Raw genomic sequence first — 17343 nt, 5'->3', positions numbered from 1 at the left:
TATTCAGCTTCGCTGTATTTATAAATAATCCCATCAATAAACCGCCCCTCTGTAGGGCGGTTTTTTTGTGAACAGCAAAGAGTTATTCGTGTAATTTATAGACCAATATGACAATAAAGTGTGATGCAAACCGTTTTTATTTGAAATGTTGGCATTGTTACATTGGCAAAGTGTGATCTGTGTACGTTTATGTTGGGCGTGATCTTATAAGCTTTATCACATATCCAAGAGACAAAAGGAGTCCCCCATGTCCCAAGCTGTTTTCCATCTCGGAGTAAATAAAGAAGATCTACAAGGCGCTACACTAGCGATTATTCCAGGTGACCCAGCTCGAGTTCAAAAGATCGCTGAGTTAATGGATGAGCCAGAGTTTTTGGCTAGCCAACGTGAATACACAGTATACCGTGCAAAACTAGACGGTAAGACGGTTGTTGTTTGTTCGACAGGTATTGGTGGTCCATCAACTTCTATTGCTGTTGAAGAACTGGCTCAATTGGGCGTTCGCACTTTCTTGCGTGTTGGTACGACCGGTGCGATTCAATCTGACGTAAGCGTTGGCGACATGATTGTCACGACGGGTTCTGTTCGTCTAGATGGTGCAAGCTTGCACTTTGCTCCTATGGAATTCCCTGCGGTAGCCGATTTCGATGTCGCAACGGCAATGAAAGAAGCGGCAATTGAAGCGGGTTCTACAGTGCATACTGGTGTAACGGCATCAAGCGACACTTTCTACCCTGGTCAAGAGCGCTACGATACCTTCTCAGGCCGTGTTGTTCGTCGTTTCCAAGGTTCTATGGAAGAGTGGCAACAAATGGGCGTACTGAACTTTGAAATGGAGTCGGCAACGCTACTGACTATGTGTGCAAGTTCTGGTCTTAAAGCTGGCTGTGTTGCGGGTGTTATCATCAACCGTACTCAGAAAGAAACACCTGACCATGATACGTTGAAGCAAGCGGAAACTCGCTCTATCAAAGTGGTTGTAGAGGCTGCGCGTAAGCTTCTTTAAGCATTGATTCAATTAGAAAAGCCTCCTGTTATGGAGGCTTTTTTTTAGTCAAAAATCGCCGAATTTTCTAAGCATGTTTTGTCGAGGCTTGGTGTTTTGCTTCTTTGTTGTCACGAGTGACGGCCCAAATACATACAAAAGCAACTGTTGTTAGTACACCAATGGCGACGGGTAATGCGCTCCAGCTAAACGATTCGACAGTAAAGCCGCTGATCGCGCTGCCAGTTGCAAAACCGATGGAAATGAAGAACATCATTAGCCCTTGCGTATAACCTGCGCCAACTCTTGTTAAGCGGGAAGCGACGGCTGGAGAGCACATGTCTGTCACAGTAATACCTTGTAAATAAATGATGACTAACGCAACTGGGAAAACAATGGTTGGTATGAGTTGGAACTCAGCAATAAAGTAAAGTGCTGCAACAACCACAATGGACGCTACCGTACACAGTCTAAATAGTGCTGCTGGACCAAATTTAGCTGAGAAGCGCTCGGCCATAACGACGACGATTAACCCAAGCACTGCTGAAATTGATAGGCTGGTGGCGGATATTGCTTCAGATACCGAGAACGCATTTTTCATTAAGTTTGGGAATTGAGCTTGAAACGCGCCTTGACCTGCGCATAACGCTGCGACAGCAAAAAGGAATAGACCGAATTTAGAAAACAGCACACTCAACAGATTCACTTTTTGTTGAGACTCAGCTTTCGCTGCTTCTTCGCGAGCTTTTGCGGTATCAAGTACTCGCTGACCAGCCTGTTTATTAGTCATAAAGGTGATCAAGGCTAAAACAGCGACGGTGCCCATCATAGTGTAAAAGCTTGTTTCATAGCCAAACCCTCCATCGGTTAAAGCTGCTAACACGCCACCGCCAATCAAAGTACCGATAATAGCGGCTTGTGCCATTCGACCCAGCTTGAGAGCTTCCGTTTTATTGTCATAACCGGCGAAAGCAATAAAGACGGGGTTTAACATTAATAATGTTGCAGAACCTAGGCCAAAGAAAATAGAGCCAATCGCCATCATCTTAAAGTCACTGCCTGAAGCGATATAGCAGAAACCGGCAATCACATATGCCACCATGCCTAAAAACTGAGCTAATCGATGTGCTTTATATTTGTCTGCTAGTAAGCCAATAATAGGAGCTGCAAGACCCGCTACACCGAAGAATCCCATCGCTAAGCCTGCATTGGCAAAACTGCCGGTTCGCTCTGCGACAAACGCAGGCATTACGATCGGGATAAACACAAGTTGGACAAAGCCATAGGCAAGGTGAGCGGAGAACCAAAGCTCAATACCCAGTTTATTACATAGTTTTTTTAGCATAATCAATCTGCGTTTCCCATTTAGCTTCCCTCGTTCAATCGAAAGAAGATAAAATTTCAACCCGCATCCTTCTAATTAATATTTCAGCCATCGTAGCTGCAATCACACTGATGAGTTTTCAAGAAGTGAATTATTAAAATTAATAAAAATCTTTTGTTAAAAATATTATTAACAAAAAACACCTAATAGGATGATAGTCATTCACTTGATAACTGTTACTTAAGTTAGCTAGAGATACTCCTTTTGGATATACCTTAAATAGGTACAAAGTAGTGTTATATATTGCTCTATGTCTCAATATTATTTTCCTAAAATAGTATCGATAATTAATTGCAAATAGCTTTGTTTATTTGTTAACTATGATGTTTTTGAAATGTTAATTTGTATAAATTGCTTTCAATATTAGGTACTGGCTCTATCTATGTAATACTAAGTTGGATTAAAGTATGTTCTATTAAATGATCGGATGGAAACGGCTGGTTATAATTAATGGAAAAACCTAACCAATAGAAAAGTAATGTAGGCTTATGTAATTAGTAGAGGGGAAGTGTAGATAATAAAAAGGCTTAGCAATAAGCTAAGCCTTTTAAATAGAACACCCCATATGACAATTAAGAGGCTTCTATTCCCGATACGTTAAAGCTTACGCTTTAGCGGTTTTCTTTTTAGCGATTTCTGCTTTAGCCTTCTTAAAACGTTCTGGAAGGATTTGAGTAGCGAATACGTCCTCAACTGTTTCTGCACGCTTAATGAGTTCAGCTTGACCGTCTTTAACAAGCACGGTTGCTGGACGTGGCAGTGAGTTAAATTGACTCGCTTGAGATTCAGCGTAGTGACCCACATCCATAATTGCTAGGACGTCTTTTGGTTCTAATGCAGGCATTGTTGCACCGCTTTCCCAGATTGACGGAATACAAATTGGACCCGCAATTTCTGTTGTTTTCTTAACAAGAGGTTGTGTCATCTTGTTGGCTGGTAGTACAGGGTTCTTCGACTCTTGAGACTCTACTAGCGTTGCTAGATAGGTTGACGCATCAACCATAGTGTAAGTGTAATCCATCTCTTGATCGTCTTTTACGACGTATACAGATGTCAGTAGAGTACCAATGTTACCTGCAATGTAACGGCCAGGTTCTAGCCATAATTGTGGAACTTCGAAGCCTTCTTTAGTGAACTCTTCTAGCATACCTTCACAGACGATTTTTGCGTAATCTTCGATAGTGTTGGAGTTCATCATGTGCTCTTTGCTACGACACTCTGGCTCACGTTCACGAGGCCAACCACCACCTAGGTCCACTTGGAAAGGTTGTACACCACATTCACGAGAGATCTCGATTACGTTACGTGCATACTCACGGTATAGCGCATCCCAACCTTCAGGCTGCTTAGAGAAGCGACCTAGGTGAGTATGGAAGCCGTAGAATTCGAAGATATCGATTTCTTTAACGCGGTTGATGATTTTTTTCGCTTCTTCTTTAAGTAGACCGAATTTAATCCACTTCATCGCACCGATAAAGTTAGGGAACGGGTAGGCGTCTGGTTCGAAGTCGTTGAAGAAATCTTCAGGGATGACTTTTAGGCGTACCGCGATACGTACTTTCTCAGCAGGCTTCACTTCACGAGCGATACGCTCAACAATCTCGATCTCTTCGTAAGAATCTAGGTGAATAGCGTAGCCGTATTCAATGGCTTTGCGGATGGCAAGCTCAGGTTTCACTGTACCGTTTAGTGCGATAGTTTTTGGATCAGCGCCCGCAATGTGAGTTGCTTCAACTTCACCTGGACCGAAACAGTCGCCACCAACACCTTCCTCATTACAGATAGCGCGAACCGCAAAGTTTGTGTTCGATTTGATAGCAAACATAACGTTTACTGGTTTTGGCCAGTAGTTCCCGAAGGCGTTTTTCACACGGCGTAAGTTACCACGCAGAGTGTCTTCGCTTAGAACGAATAGCGGGCTGCCATATTGTTCAATAAGGTCAGTCGCTTTACAACCACCAATCAATAGATCGTCGCCCTGTGTGGTTAACTCGTCAGTTGGAGTCAATAGGTTGTTTAGACGTTCAGCGTAGTTTTGGTTAGCTTTGTGCTCTGCAAGTAGTTGTTTTTGTTCTTCAAGAACAACGCTAAGGTTGTTTACACTTTCTTCTAAGCGGTTTTGAATTGTCATCTTCGACCCTTACTATTTAGTCAATGATTATCATGAAGTTACATTCGATTTATTTACTGAGTTTTGGACTCTACAAAGGCTCGAATGCGGTATTGATTTGTTGCTGTTGAGTATATTCTTGGAAGTTGTCCCCAAGCACATCACTCAGCGTCAAAAAAACTTACGCTAGCGAAAAATAACAACTTGCATCAGGAAGCAAAATCATTCCTCTGATGAATGAATATGGCTTTCTGACTTTGGTGTTGAAGTGGTTATTAGAGCGTGACAATCCATAAATTCCACTAATAAAGGCAATAACCAGTAATTGTTACCTATTCGCTATAAAGTAAATTACTCGGTTACTTTGTAGTGTTACCTAAGGCTAGGACAGTAAAAAGTCTATTTTTCTACGCGAAAATATAAGTTGTTTTTGTGATGAAGATCGCCAGTTATAGCCCTGGTTGATACTTCATTGCTTCAATTATTCATCGTCAAATCATTGTTACCGTAAAACGGTCAAAAAACCTGACTCTGAGTGAAGTTTATTTCGACGATACCTGAGATAGATTAATTCCATCCTTTGAAAGGGTTAAAAATAGTCTCAATTTATTGCTCCACAATAATTGATTACTCCCTTTGATGAATATTTATCGAAAATAAAAAGAAGGTTGTTTCCTTCTTCTTAATTAAAAGGTATCGCCCCTATGTACAATAAAGATTTCTTTATTCAGCAAGCTAAAAAATTCGGCAAGAAACAACGTATGGTTGTTGCGGCAGCGCACGATGATGCAACGCTTGATGCAGCAAACAATGCATTCCAAGAAGGCATGGCAGACGTCATTCTTGTTGGTGAGCGCGCGTTAATTAACGAAGCAGCGGCGAAAGCAAATGTTGACCTAGCCAACTTTGAGATCATCGAAGCCGACGGTCTTGAAGCAATTGCAACCGCATCAGTTTCAGCTATTGCAGAAGGTAAAGGCGACCTACTAATGAAGGGTCTTATTGACACTTCTGTTCTACTTAAAGAAGTCCTAAAGAAAGAGCACGGCCTTCGCACTGGCAATGTGCTTAGCCATGCTGGCGTTCTATTCAAAGAAGGTGGCGACAGCTTCCACGTATTTACTGACGCAGCGATGAACATCATGCCTACGCTTGAGCAAAAAGCGGGCATCATCAAAAACGCTGTAAGCCTAGCGCACTCTGTAGGTATCGAAGAGCCTAAAGTCGCTAATCTATGTGCGAAAGAGAAGCCATACGACAAGATGCCAGCGACGATGGACGCGGCAGAGCTTCAAAAAATGAACCAAAACGGTGAAATCGAAGGTTGTATCGTTTCTGGTCCTATCTCTCTAGATATCGCGGTATCTCAGTACGCTGCAAACCTAAAAGGTTATGAGTCTCCAGTAGCGGGCAACGCCGATATCCTAATGGTTCCAAACATCGAAGTAGGCAACGTGTTTGCGAAAGCACTTCAGTACATGGCTGGCTTTAGCATGGCGGGTGTTCTACTTGGTGCTCGTATTCCTGTTGTTCTTGTGTCTCGCGCTGACGGCGAAGCAGAGAAGACAGTCTCTATCGCGCTTGCTTGTTCTGTTGCTGCAATGAGCCAACAGAAAACAGCCGCAGAAGCGTCTGCTTAATCATAAATAGCAATAACTAAATTAGGTTTATAAGTGATGAAAATTCTAGCTATCAACCCTGGCTCTACCTCTACAAAAATCGGTGTTTTCGAAGGCACTACTGAGCTGTTCGAGAAAACATTACGTCACAGTGCTGAAGAGTTGGCACCGTTTGGCGCGGTTGTTGCTCACCAGAAAGCATTCCGTAAAGAAGCGATCCTAGCGGCACTAGAAGAAGCTGGTGTTAAAGCGTCTGAACTAGGTGCTATTGCATGTCGTGGCGGTGTTCTTAAGCCAATCACTGGTGGTACTTACAAAGTTGACGATGCAGTCATCGCTGATCTTCTTGAAGCACAAATTCAACACCCAGCAAGCCTCGCAGGCATCATCGGTAAAGAGATTGCAGACGAGAACGGTATTGAAGCGTTCTTCACTGACGCACCAGTGACTTATGAGTTATCTGAGCTAGCGGCTTTCTCTGGTCACAAAGCCATTAAACGCAAAGGTCGTTTCCATGCGCTTAACCAGAAAGCGATCGCTCGTCAGTTTGCTGAACAGCAAGGTAAGAAATACGAAGACGTGAACGTTATCGTGTGTCACATGGGTGGCGGTATCACTGTTGGTGCTCACATGGGCGGTCGTACTGTTGACGTAAACGACGCGGTTTCTGAAGGCCCTTTCACTCCTGAGCGCTCTGGTGACCTGCCAACTCGTGAGCTAATTGACATCTGCTTCAGCGGTGAGTACACGCATGCTGAGATGAAAGCATTCATCCAAGGTAAAGGCGGCGCCTTTAGCTACACAGGTAGCATTGATATGCGTGAAATCGAAGAGAAAGCGGAAGCGGGCGACGCTGAGTTCAAACTAGTCACTGATGCAATGGCTTACCAAGTGTCTAAGCAAATCGCGGCAATGGGCGCGGTATTCGGTGGTGAGAAAGTTGATGGAATCCTGCTAACAGGTGGTATCGCTTACAGCAAATACATCACAGCTGAAATCACTAAGCGCGTTGAGTTCATTGCTCCGGTAACTAAGTTCCCAGGTGAAGTTGAACTAGAAGCACTTGTACTAGGCACACTGCGTGTGGCTAACGGCGAAGAAGCGGCGAAAACATACGCTTAATGAATTAAAGATTTGGGCAGGTCATGAACCTGCTCTGTAGAAGTGGCTCGCCACTGAATACTTTACAGAAGGTAATTAAAATGTCATTCGATATCAATAACGCACAAGGTGTATTCGAAACTGTTGAAGCAGCAATCGAAGCAACTCACAAAGCTCAAGTTGAATTCTACGCTAACTCTACCAAAGAAGGCCGTGAAGCTATCCTTACTGCTATCCGTGGTGCGGTTCTAGCTAAAGCTGAAGACTTCGCGAAAATGGTTCGTGAAGAAACTAAACTAGGTCGTGTTGAAGACAAGATCGCTAAGCACCAGCTAACTGCTGCTAAGACTCCGGGCACTGAAGTTCTAGAAACTAAAGTATGGTCTGGTGACAACGGTATTTCTCTAGAAGAGCGTGCACCATACGGTGTTATCGGTGCTGTTACTCCTGTAACTAACCCAACTGAAACTATCGTTAACAACGCTATCTCTATGCTAGCGTCTGGTAACGCGGTAACGTTCAACGTTCACCCATCTTCAAAAGTTGTTTCTGCGGTAATGATCGACATGATCAACAAGACTATTGTTGAAGCAGGCGGCCCAGCTAACCTAGTTACTATGGTTAAAGAGCCTACGCTAGAAACTCTTAACGAAATCGCTAAATCTCCACTAGTAAACATGCTAGTTGGTACTGGTGGCCCAGGTCTAGTGAAAGCAATCCTACAATCTGGTAAAAAAGGTGTAGGCGCTGGCGCAGGTAACCCACCTGTAATCGTTGACGCTTCTGCTAACCTAGACCTAGCTGCGGCAGGCGTTTACGGCGGTGCATCTTTCGATAACAACCTACTATGTATCGGTGAGAAAGAAGTCTTCGTTGAAGATTCAGTAGCTGACGAGTTCCTAGCTAAGCTAGAAGCAACAGGTGCTTACGTTCTTTCTGCAGAAGAAGCTGAGAAGCTAACTGCACAAATCCTAACTATGGATGAAATCGACGGTGCTAAGCCATGTACTGCACAAGAAATTGCTCGCGTATGGCATCCAGTTAAGCAACACGTTGGTCAAGATGCTGGTGAGATCCTTAAGTCTATCGGCGTTGAGTCTGAGACTCGTCTAGCGGTTATGGTTGTTGAGAACGATCACCCACTAGTGCACGTAGAGCAAATGATGCCAGTACTTCCAGTTGTTCGTTGTGCGAACATCGACGAAGCTATCGAGCGTGCTGTTGCAGCTGAGCGTGGTAATAAGCACTCTGCATGTATCTACTCTGGCAACATCGAGAACGTAACTAAGTTCGGTCGTGCTATCAACACAACTATCTTCGCACACAACGGTCCAACACTATCTGGTGTAGGTTACAACGCTGAAGGTACTTCAACGTTCACAATCGCTGGTCCAACTGGTGAAGGTATTACAAACGCGTACTCGTTCACTCGTGCACGTCGTTTCGCAATCGCTCAAGGCGGTCTGCGCATCGTTTAATCGATTTACCCCAATCGAGAAACGAAAAAGCCGAAGCATTTGCTTCGGCTTTTCTCGTTTATGAAAGCGGATCGTTAAAACAAGTCGTAGATACCTTCTTCGATGCCATCGATCAGTGCTTGTCTTGTTTCTACCGCATGATCGTTCGGGCGTGACATCTCGCCAAAGCTCTCAAAATACATGCCGTTCGGATGCTTCACGACCACTAAATGTTCTTGGCGTAACTCTTGTTTTACCAATGTCTCAGGAATGATCGCCCAACCTAAATTATCGATAACCGCATCCAATACTTCTTGGTAATTAGAAAAGCTCATTGTGCTACTTGAAATGGGGCGAAAGTCTTGATGGATCTCTTCAAACAAGTGAGACAGCACGATTTGCCGATGGGCACTAATGTCGGTACTGGTAACGTTGGTGAGTTTAGCCAATTCATGCTTAGGGGAACATACCGCCATCATTCGAATACGATGCAGAGCACGAACCTTAACTTGTGGGTCATCGCCTGAGCTAAAGACCAAACCATAGCCAAGATCTACGTGGTTTTCACGAACGAGTGTCGGGATATCGGCACTGGAGGCTTTGATTACGGTCAGGGAGACATGTGGAAACTCGTCAGACAAAGCAACAAGTTGTTTGCGCCAGAATGAAGACGGTAGTGTGTCGTCATAGGCGATGCGTATTTTGTCACTGTCACCTTGTCGAAACTGCTCGGCTTTTGAGTACAGACTTTCTGCCATATTGAGGATGTTTCGACAATCGGGCAGTAAAGCACTTCCCGCGTCATTTAATACCAGACGATTACGAGTCCGTTCAAACAGTTCAACACCCAATTCATCTTCTAAACTGGATAGCGCCATACTTAGTGAGGTGCGCGTTTTACCCATAATATTAGCAACTTTGGTCAATGAACCATGCTCTGCAGTTAACGCAAACACTCTAAGTTTGGTGAGATTCATAAGGCAAACTCCTACCTTAATAATTAGCGGCAAAGTATATACCCAACACGTCTGGGTAGATGACTACTATTCTTTCTGTCAGCATGTTTAGAGTATAACAAACTTGACGCTGAGAGAAGTGTGGGCTTAACACTGGAGACTTTAGGCTATTACGACTTTGTAGGTAGGCTGATATTATCATCACTATAAATAAGCCCAGTATTTTTATGGTTAACAACGGGTCAAACAGAGTGTTTACTCGGTTGATTATTTACCTAGATTTGGCGTGGGCTGGCTATTCGCTCAGTAGAAAACGGATCTTTTTGCTGTGGTTTAATTTGTTACCCACAACACTAAGGGTAATGATCTATTGAGGTCTGTGATCATGTTGAAAAAACTTGGCTTAGAGGGCTGGTTTGCGGCGCACTTTGCATATGGCATTGTGCAAATCGTGTTTATTCCTATGTTAATGCCTTCCTTTATTCTAGCTCGCACTGGTAGTGCGACTCAAGCGGGTCTGGCAATGGCTGTATTTGGTATGGCGGGTCTTGCCGCTCCAATTATTGGGGGCCTAGCTGATAAGTATAAAGCGCATCGACATGCGCAGCTTTTCGGTATGATCTGTTATCTGCTTGCTGGAGCAAGTTTCGTCGTCGCGGGCGAAAGCTTCCCAATGATGCTGGTGGGTGCTGCATGTTTCGGTGTAGGCTCAGCTATTCTTCTTATGCTAAACCCAGTTTTTATTACGTTTGCGGGCTACGATACAAAAACTGAAGCGATGAAGCTTGGTCGTATGGCTCAAACCCTTATTATTGGTGCTTTACTATCTGGTGTAGCCTTGGCATATATCACTGATTTAGGGTGGTCTTACGAACAACGTTTTGGCGTTATGATGGCCATTGTTGCTGTACTGTTCGTTATAACCATGTTTACCAATAAAGCAGCAGCTCAACGAGTACTGGATAACGCTGAGGCGAGTGCCGAAGCGGATGTCGATGGTAAAGAAGACGTTGGTCTAGCAAAATCACTATTCTCAAACTTCGGTTTGTTCCTACTGGCTGTTGGTTTGCTATGTGCTGGACAGGGGGCATTTCAGGCTCAATATCCGAACCTACTAGAAAACGCTTACGGTGTCGCGCAATCTCTATCAGCTGCGAATCTCTCGGTGGCGTCAGTTGTAGGTCTGTTTATCTTAATCGCGGCTGAGCGCTTTGTGGCACGCTACGGCAATCTTAGCTTATTCAAAGTGTCAGCGATTGCGTCTATCGTCGTGATTGGTTTGCTTTATGTGATAGCTGAAGCCGGAATGAGTGTGCACTACATTATTACCCTAGGCTTGTTCCTAATCTATCTGCAAGGTATCACTATCACCGATATGATTTCACCAGCGATTGCTGCTCGCTTGACCGTAGTAGGTGGTGGTCTGACTCAAGGCTTAATGATGTTCTTCATCTCATTAGGTTTTGCTGCTGGTAGCGTTATCAGTGGTGTTGCTGTAGATGGGTTTGGTTGGGCAGCGTTGCCATTTGCTATTTTAGCCCTGACGATTGCTGCATATGTATGTATTGTCATTGTTGGCGCGAAACACAAAGCGTCGGTAAAGCATAAGCAGCAACAAGCTGCAGCGTAAACGCAAAATCAAAGTAAAAAAGCTTGGCGATGGCCAAGCTTTTTCTGTTTCTATCTGCTTAAGAAAGGTGAGCTTTCTCATCGATACCGCCGGCACCTTTAAACCATTTGGTTAGATGCAGTTTTAGATCCTTCAACTCATCCGGTCCAATAAGTGCTAAGCCAAGATCTTCTGCACGAGTAATATCGTTGTGACGTAGTGGTCTAAAACTAACCAACATGGCACGGGCTTGCAGGCCACCTAACAAGTCACGCAGCGATTCCAGTTTGTATAGAGTGTCGTCACCATCGTCGCGCATGCCTTTGGTCTTACATTCAATAATGTGTAATTTATTGTTTACGACGGATGCGACATCCAGTTCGTTGCGAACTTCTCGCTCACCAAGCTGACGGTATACTTGAACATTCAAAGAACGATCTTGAATGGTCGGTAAGTCGTCTTGGATTTGTTTGACTGTGCTATGAACTAGGTTCTCTAACCATTCCCCATTGGAAAAGCGACGTGCGTCTTCACTGATAAAGGTCAAAATGCCGTTGTCATATGTCGCTATTTCAGATTCTACCAAATCGCTAAGTAGCATATTGAGTTCGCGATAACCTTGTTGTTTTTCGGAAAGCTCAACATCGAGTTTCTGTTCTTTTCGGCATGTGGTTGCCAAGTAGTTTAGCGTCGCTAGACCCGGACCCAGTTCCAGTGCGTTACTCGCCCATTTTTCACCCAGCTCATAAAGTTTTCTGTCAAGCTGTGGGGGAAGATCGTAGTCAGTAAATTCACCACGAGCACCAAAAATCGTTAGGTAATCACCGATGGTGATATGATCTTGTACTTGCGCATCAGTTGCGCCTTCCGGGTATAACCAGCACATCTTATCGCTGTTCGGTTCAACAACGAAGATTGGCCAATGGAAGGTACGGAATACTTCATAGACAGAAAGCAGTCGATGTCTTAAGCCGCAACTGGCATTCAATTTAACTTCGACATTCTTTTCTTTAAGTTGCTTAGCTAAACCGAGAATGGATTGTTTGATAACAGACGTATTGACGATATTGGGAATTTCGTAAAATTCTGCAGTAATGTCGCGCTCCGCCAATACTGAGCTCAAACGCTCATACATTTCAAATTGGGATTCGTCACCAATAAAGATGATGTGACGACTAACGGTTCGGTCATCCAGTAAAGGAGTTACCAAACGAATGGGATCTTGATCAATTATGCCTACGTGAACGGCCATTATAGTTTCCTTCAACTATTGGCTTGCTGAAGAAAATGAGAGCATGACATTCGTCATTGATATCGAAACTTGGGCTTTCAAAATCAAAGGTCATGGAAAAGTGAAGCAAGCCATAATTCAGATATAATGCCGTTACTTGTAAAAAACAAGAGCGGGTCTCAATGAAACCTGCTCTTAGGGGGAGAATTTACGCGTTTCTTACACGAAAACTAAAGTTTGAAGCGGTGTACTAGTTCACTTTGCTGATTAGCTAGGCTAGTTAAGCTTTCACTTGTTGCCGCAATTTGCGACATAGCTTGATAGCTTTCATCGGCAATATGATTGATTTCCTCGATGTTTTTAGCGATATCTACGGTAGTTTCACTTTGTTCGCCTGCGGCTTGAGAAATATGCGTGCTCATTTGGCTGATTTCAATGATCAACGCTTGTATCTCTTCCATGGCTCCATTAGCGGTAGAGGCTTGCTCAACCGACAGTTCCATATCCTTCATACAGCTTTCAATGACTTGTCCTGCACTTTTAGAGCTGGTTTGTAAGTTACTGATCATGGTTTCGATTTCAGTGGTAGATTCAGTGGTCTTCTGAGCCAGTACGCGAACTTCGTCTGCCACCACTGCAAACCCACGTCCTTGCTCACCTGCACGTGCTGCTTCAATAGCGGCATTGAGGGCGAGTAGGTTGGTTTGCTCAGCGATGTTGCGAATGACATCTAAAATGCTGCCAATTTGGCTGCTCATCTTCTGAAGTTCGCCAACCGCTTCAACCGATTCATTAAGACGAAGCTCCAACTGATTGATGGTACTGATATTGGTACTCATGATCTGACGACCAGATTCAGAGGCTGATTCGACTTGATGTACCTTCTCTAACGAGTTTTGCGCACTGTTTGCCACTTCCTGTACTGAATGAGACATTTCGGTCATTGCCGTCGCGACGTTAGCGGTTTGCTCACGCTGCGCACTAAGTTGGCTTTGCGCACTCAAAGACGTGCTTTGGTTGTTGCTTGCAGTATCTGTTAGGTTGTCCGATGCATCATTCAGTTTGACCAACACGTTGTGCAGGCTGTCTGCAAGCGTATTAATGTGGTTGCCTAGACGGCGGAACTCATTGTTGTATTTCACTTCAATGCGCTGCGTCATGTCGCCTTCGGTTAAGCTTTCTAGTGTTTTGAGTGTGCTGTTTAGTGGTTGACGTACACTTTGCGCAATGTGGTAACCAATACCAACTGCAATTAAGACAACGACCACACCGATACCAATGGCTTTTATTACGCCTTCGTCATAGATAGTGCCAGCTTGTTCAAGAGATTGGTTTAGATTGGCTGTCGCAGTTTCGGTGAAGCCGTTAAGGGTCGCCATCGCGCCGTCTACTTCCAGAGCTAGATTTTCGATGTTTTGATACAGAGCAGCTCTGGCGATCAAATAATTATTATGTTGGTCTAACACGCCGCCTTTCTGGCCGACATCTTTGGTAAATTGTTCCACAGAGCTCTCAAACACTTTCTTCAACTCTGGCATTTGTGTAACTAAGCCGCGGTAAGCGTAGTTGAGGTGAGTGACGGCTTTGCGGTTTTTATTAACGGCTTCTTGAACGAAGACGGTATCGCTACTGGCTAGTGCATCTGAAGTGATGAGTTCGGCGTCTTTTAGTTTGATAAAGTAACTTTTTGCCATCACTTTGACAGAAATACTCGAAGCGTCATCTACATACTCTTTCATGCCAACAGAGAGGTCTGAGTGGAGTTTTTGGAATCGTCGTGTGGAGAGTTGAACCTGTTCTTGAGCTGAGAACATGGATTGATAGTTATCCATTGCTTCTTGAGCTTCTTCGCTATAGCGAGCTTGAACCTCACGCAGTTCGCCAATTCGGTTTTCTAGTTCGGGGAAACCGGCACTAGCGCTAGCGAGTTGTTCTAAGTCACGACCAAACTCTTCCATTGAAGCGGAAAACTCTTCGCGACGGATAGTCATTCTTTCTTCGTTCTGCGTAGTGAGGAAATCTTTGAAGGATTTGTCCGCAGACAACAATTGCACACTGGTTTGATTCGAAAGAGAAACTAGTGGGAGAGAGGACTTAGAAACAGAGCCAAAATACTGATGAATTTGGTTCATGCCACTGAGCATAATCATAATGGTGATAACAAAAAGAATGACGATGAGCGTGAACCCAGCGTACATCCTCCGTATAACGGAACCCTGCATATATCTCTCCCTAGTAATGTTGCAGCAATACAAAAATCATACAAAATTTAACTGGACGCTTTGCGCTAAACCTTGCACTATCCGTCCACTCGTAACATCAGGTCGGAATTGAGGTTTGGCGCTTTTGTCTCTTTATCGTTACAAATAACAAAAACTGAAATATATATGACTTGTCGTGCTACGTTTTATGACGCACTCGTCAAAAATGTAATAAAAGCCAAGGTTTTGGCGTGAAGTGTTATCTCAAAAAAGTACTTCTAGCGAGATATAGGTTGAGAATCGAACAATAATGAAAACAACAAGCTATGTTGGCTTTGCTTTAAATTGTGATTCTATAGACCTTAGTGCATACTTCTAAAGTAAGTATGTGCTGGCGATCCTGTGTCAGTATTATTGGTTTGGTAATTGGAGAACTTCATGGCTGAAGAAACCATTTTTAGCAAAATTATTCGTAAAGAAATTCCTGCCGATGTGTTGTATCAAGACGATCTTGTTACCGCATTTCGTGATATCAATCCGCGTGCTCCAAGCCACGTGTTGATCATTCCAAACAAACTGATTCCCACTGTTAATGAAGTTGAAACTGATGATGAAGCAATGATGGGACGTATGTTCACCGTTGCAAGGAAGATCGCTCATGATGAAGGTATTGCAGAAGATGGCTATCGTTTGATCGTCAACTGTAATTCTCACGGCGGTCAAGAGGTGTACCATATTCACATGCATCTCGTTGGTGGTCGCCCACTTGGCCCATTGTTGATGAGCTAATTTCGAGAGGCTTTGGCAACTTAGTACTCACGTAATTGTCAAAGCCTCACTAAAGGTATCTATTCTCTTCAAAACATATGTTAATACGTAGCGTTAAACACGCACTCATCGTCGTACTTGCTGCATCACTTACCGCTTGTGCGGGACTAAGTGCAGGTAATCTGTTTAGCCACTATACCCAGCAGAATACGGTGGTGTATCAAGCGGTGAAAACTGGCCAATATGAAAAAGCGCAGGCTGCATTGCCTCAGGCTGAAGATGTCGTTGCGGGTGATATCTTGGATAATTTTGAGCGCGGCAGGGTCGAGTTCTTAAACCAATCCTATCCGCAAAGTAAATCAGCGCTTGAAGTTAGTGATAAGGCCGTTAGAGTTCAGCAAGATAAGGCGCTTATTTCTATTACTGACACTGCGACTAGTGTTGGCGCCTTAGCGGTCAATGACAATATAACCGAGTATGTGCCGCCAGATTATGAGCTAGGTTATTTACACCTGTATCTAGGGCTCAACTATATTCAAAAGAACGACCTAGAGGGTGCACTGGTTGAAGTGCGACGAGCAAACCAAGTTCAACAGCGTGCTCGCCAGGCGCGAGAGAAAGACTTACGTTCTGCTGAAGCTGAAATGAAGCAGAAGGGGTTATCACCTAATCTAGGGTCGGTGTTGTCGCGTTATCCTGATGCGGGAAATCAACTGAAAGCGATTCAAAATGGCTATTTGTTGTTTTTGTCAGGCTTGATGTACGAAGCTTCAAATGACCTCAATGGGGCCTATATTGACTATACTCGCGCACTTGCTGTTGCACCAGATAACGAAGCCGTTATCGACGCGGTAATTCGTGTGGCTAAACGCTCAAGTCGTAACCAAGATCTTGCGAAGCTTAAAAAGCAATATGGTGATCGACCAGGTATTAAAGCTGGTGAAGGTCGTATCATCCTGCTCGAAGAGCAGGGGGTTGTGAGCGCCATGCAATCTTGGAATCTGACTTTGCCTGTTTATGACAGCCAAGGTAATACTGCGTTGTATACTGTGGCACTGCCGTATTATGTTCCAGCGGTGACGCCTAAATTTTCGAATATTATGTTGGATGGTAAGCCCCTGAAGTCGGATGAATTAGTGGATACTAATTTAATGGCGCAGCAGCAGCTTACCGAGAATATGCCGACCATCTTGTTGCGACAAGCACTGCGCGTGTATGCCAAAGACCAAATTCGTAAGAGTACGGCGAAAGACGATGATGTCGGTAACCTTATCTTCAACGTGTGGAACACCTTGACGGAACAGCCTGATACTAGGAGTTGGCAAACATTACCGGGTGTCGTGAACGGTGCAAGTCAAATCGTTAAAGCGGGCAGCCACAAAATGACGTTAGATGGTCAAGACTATACTTTTGATGTGAGAGACAGACAAACCACTTTGGTTTGGGTGTCGCGCCAGGGCGGCAATGCCACCATTTGGCATAAACAATTAGGAAGAATGTAATGAAAAAATGGTTAGTGAGTATTGGTGTGCTGTTGACGTTGTTTGGCTGTGCTTCAAGTAAAACCTCAGGGATCAAAATCGAAGGCCAAACTCAGGCAGTGCTTTATGGTGACGCACAAATGGGTAAAAAATTCTCTATTGATGACATTTCGACCATTGATACCAATGGTCATGCGAGAGGCGTGGTGCGATTGTCTAATACGACATCTACGGACCAAATCATCCAATATCGATTCTATTGGTATGATGCGCAAGGACTCGAAGTAAATACTAAACAAGCCCCTTGGAAAAGAGCCATCTTACGCGGTGATGAAACTATTACCCTATCTGAGGTGTCTGTAAATCCTAATGGTAAAGAATTCCGTGTGCAATTGCGCGGAGCGGATGAGTAATTTCCACCCGTTGGAAAGTAAGTAAGAC

13 protein-coding genes are annotated in these 17343 nt (G+C 44.1%); 8 read left to right on the top strand and 5 right to left on the bottom strand.

All coding sequences use genetic code 11. The annotated features are described in order from the left end of the window. Window positions 1–247: 247 nt before the first annotated feature. Entirely contained in the window at window positions 248–1006 is a 759-nt protein-coding gene (udp, locus tag VME0621_RS07995) for a uridine phosphorylase (RefSeq protein WP_062462844.1), read from the top strand. Window positions 1007–1073: 67 nt separating this feature from the next. On the opposite strand, the gene VME0621_RS07990 is transcribed toward udp, so the two are convergent. Next, window positions 1074–2330, bottom strand: coding sequence for an MFS transporter (locus VME0621_RS07990; protein ID WP_062462847.1), 1257 nt, complete (start codon window positions 2328–2330; stop codon window positions 1074–1076). Between the two features lie 643 nt (window positions 2331–2973). Continuing rightward, the gene (locus tag VME0621_RS07985; protein WP_062462850.1) at window positions 2974–4500 is read right to left on the bottom strand and encodes a diaminopimelate decarboxylase family protein; all 1527 of its coding nucleotides are present in this window, start codon (window positions 4498–4500) and stop codon (window positions 2974–2976) included. Between the two features lie 683 nt (window positions 4501–5183). On the opposite strand from VME0621_RS07985, the gene VME0621_RS07980 reads away from it, so the two are divergent. From VME0621_RS07980 to VME0621_RS07970, 3 genes are all read left to right on the top strand, one after another. Further along, entirely contained in the window at window positions 5184–6119 is a 936-nt protein-coding gene (locus VME0621_RS07980) for a bifunctional enoyl-CoA hydratase/phosphate acetyltransferase (RefSeq protein ID WP_031494278.1), read from the top strand. 36 nt (window positions 6120–6155) lie between these two features. Further along, window positions 6156–7220, top strand: a complete 1065-nt coding sequence (gene buk / locus VME0621_RS07975; protein WP_099046335.1) for a butyrate kinase — start codon at window positions 6156–6158, stop codon at window positions 7218–7220. 80 nt (window positions 7221–7300) lie between these two features. Continuing rightward, entirely contained in the window at window positions 7301–8677 is a 1377-nt protein-coding gene (locus VME0621_RS07970) for an aldehyde dehydrogenase (RefSeq protein WP_038229549.1), read from the top strand. Window positions 8678–8751: 74 nt separating this feature from the next. On the opposite strand, the gene VME0621_RS07965 is transcribed toward VME0621_RS07970, so the two are convergent. Beyond that, window positions 8752–9633, bottom strand: coding sequence for a LysR family transcriptional regulator (locus VME0621_RS07965; protein ID WP_006072976.1), 882 nt, complete (start codon window positions 9631–9633; stop codon window positions 8752–8754). Between the two features lie 364 nt (window positions 9634–9997). Between VME0621_RS07965 and VME0621_RS07960 the strand changes: the two genes are divergently transcribed. Further along, complete coding sequence (locus VME0621_RS07960) at window positions 9998–11242, top strand: MFS transporter (RefSeq protein WP_062462855.1); 1245 nt, start codon at window positions 9998–10000, stop codon at window positions 11240–11242. A 58-nt stretch (window positions 11243–11300) separates the two neighbouring features. Here the strand turns inward: VME0621_RS07960 and VME0621_RS07955 are convergent, their stop codons facing one another. Continuing rightward, on the bottom strand, window positions 11301–12473 hold the full coding sequence (locus VME0621_RS07955) for a DUF1887 family protein (protein ID WP_006072978.1): 1173 nt from the start codon (window positions 12471–12473) through the stop codon (window positions 11301–11303). 209 nt (window positions 12474–12682) lie between these two features. Further along, on the bottom strand, window positions 12683–14674 hold the full coding sequence (locus VME0621_RS07950; RefSeq protein ID WP_038229553.1) for a methyl-accepting chemotaxis protein: 1992 nt from the start codon (window positions 14672–14674) through the stop codon (window positions 12683–12685). Window positions 14675–15091: 417 nt separating this feature from the next. Here VME0621_RS07950 and hinT point away from each other — a divergent pair, with 417 nt between their 5' ends. The 3 genes from hinT (at window position 15092) to VME0621_RS07935 (ending at window position 17315) form a co-directional block, all read left to right on the top strand. Further along, on the top strand, window positions 15092–15442 hold the full coding sequence (hinT, locus tag VME0621_RS07945) for a purine nucleoside phosphoramidase (protein WP_006072981.1): 351 nt from the start codon (window positions 15092–15094) through the stop codon (window positions 15440–15442). A gap of 77 nt (window positions 15443–15519) precedes the next feature. After that, window positions 15520–16923 (top strand): COG3014 family protein, encoded by a 1404-nt coding sequence (locus tag VME0621_RS07940; RefSeq protein ID WP_062462858.1) that lies wholly within the window; start codon window positions 15520–15522, stop codon window positions 16921–16923. Then, on the top strand, window positions 16923–17315 hold the full coding sequence (locus tag VME0621_RS07935) for a YcfL family putative periplasmic lipoprotein (RefSeq protein ID WP_006072983.1): 393 nt from the start codon (window positions 16923–16925) through the stop codon (window positions 17313–17315). The genes VME0621_RS07940 and VME0621_RS07935 overlap by 1 nt, the downstream gene beginning before the upstream one ends. The last annotated feature ends 28 nt before the right edge of the window (window positions 17316–17343 follow it).

Origin of the sequence: Vibrio mediterranei (assembly GCF_900088415.1) — a bacterium.
Lineage (GTDB): Bacteria > Pseudomonadota > Gammaproteobacteria > Enterobacterales > Vibrionaceae > Vibrio > Vibrio mediterranei.
This window is presented reverse-complemented; position numbering and strand designations above follow the sequence as displayed.

Bases quoted from the DNA above. Each gene is read 5' to 3' on its own strand.
- udp (WP_062462844.1), top strand. From the start codon at position 248: ATGTCCCAAGCTGTTTTCCATCTCGGAGTAAATAAAGAAGATCTACAA.
- VME0621_RS07990 (WP_062462847.1), bottom strand. From the start codon at position 2,330: ATGCTAAAAAAACTATGTAATAAACTGGGTATTGAGCTTTGGTTCTCC.
- VME0621_RS07985 (WP_062462850.1), bottom strand. From the start codon at position 4,500: ATGACAATTCAAAACCGCTTAGAAGAAAGTGTAAACAACCTTAGCGTT.
- VME0621_RS07980 (WP_031494278.1), top strand. From the start codon at position 5,184: ATGTACAATAAAGATTTCTTTATTCAGCAAGCTAAAAAATTCGGCAAG.
- buk (WP_099046335.1), top strand. From the start codon at position 6,156: ATGAAAATTCTAGCTATCAACCCTGGCTCTACCTCTACAAAAATCGGT.
- VME0621_RS07970 (WP_038229549.1), top strand. From the start codon at position 7,301: ATGTCATTCGATATCAATAACGCACAAGGTGTATTCGAAACTGTTGAA.
- VME0621_RS07965 (WP_006072976.1), bottom strand. From the start codon at position 9,633: ATGAATCTCACCAAACTTAGAGTGTTTGCGTTAACTGCAGAGCATGGT.
- VME0621_RS07960 (WP_062462855.1), top strand. From the start codon at position 9,998: ATGTTGAAAAAACTTGGCTTAGAGGGCTGGTTTGCGGCGCACTTTGCA.
- VME0621_RS07955 (WP_006072978.1), bottom strand. From the start codon at position 12,473: ATGGCCGTTCACGTAGGCATAATTGATCAAGATCCCATTCGTTTGGTA.
- VME0621_RS07950 (WP_038229553.1), bottom strand. From the start codon at position 14,674: ATGCAGGGTTCCGTTATACGGAGGATGTACGCTGGGTTCACGCTCATC.
- hinT (WP_006072981.1), top strand. From the start codon at position 15,092: ATGGCTGAAGAAACCATTTTTAGCAAAATTATTCGTAAAGAAATTCCT.
- VME0621_RS07940 (WP_062462858.1), top strand. From the start codon at position 15,520: ATGTTAATACGTAGCGTTAAACACGCACTCATCGTCGTACTTGCTGCA.
- VME0621_RS07935 (WP_006072983.1), top strand. From the start codon at position 16,923: ATGAAAAAATGGTTAGTGAGTATTGGTGTGCTGTTGACGTTGTTTGGC.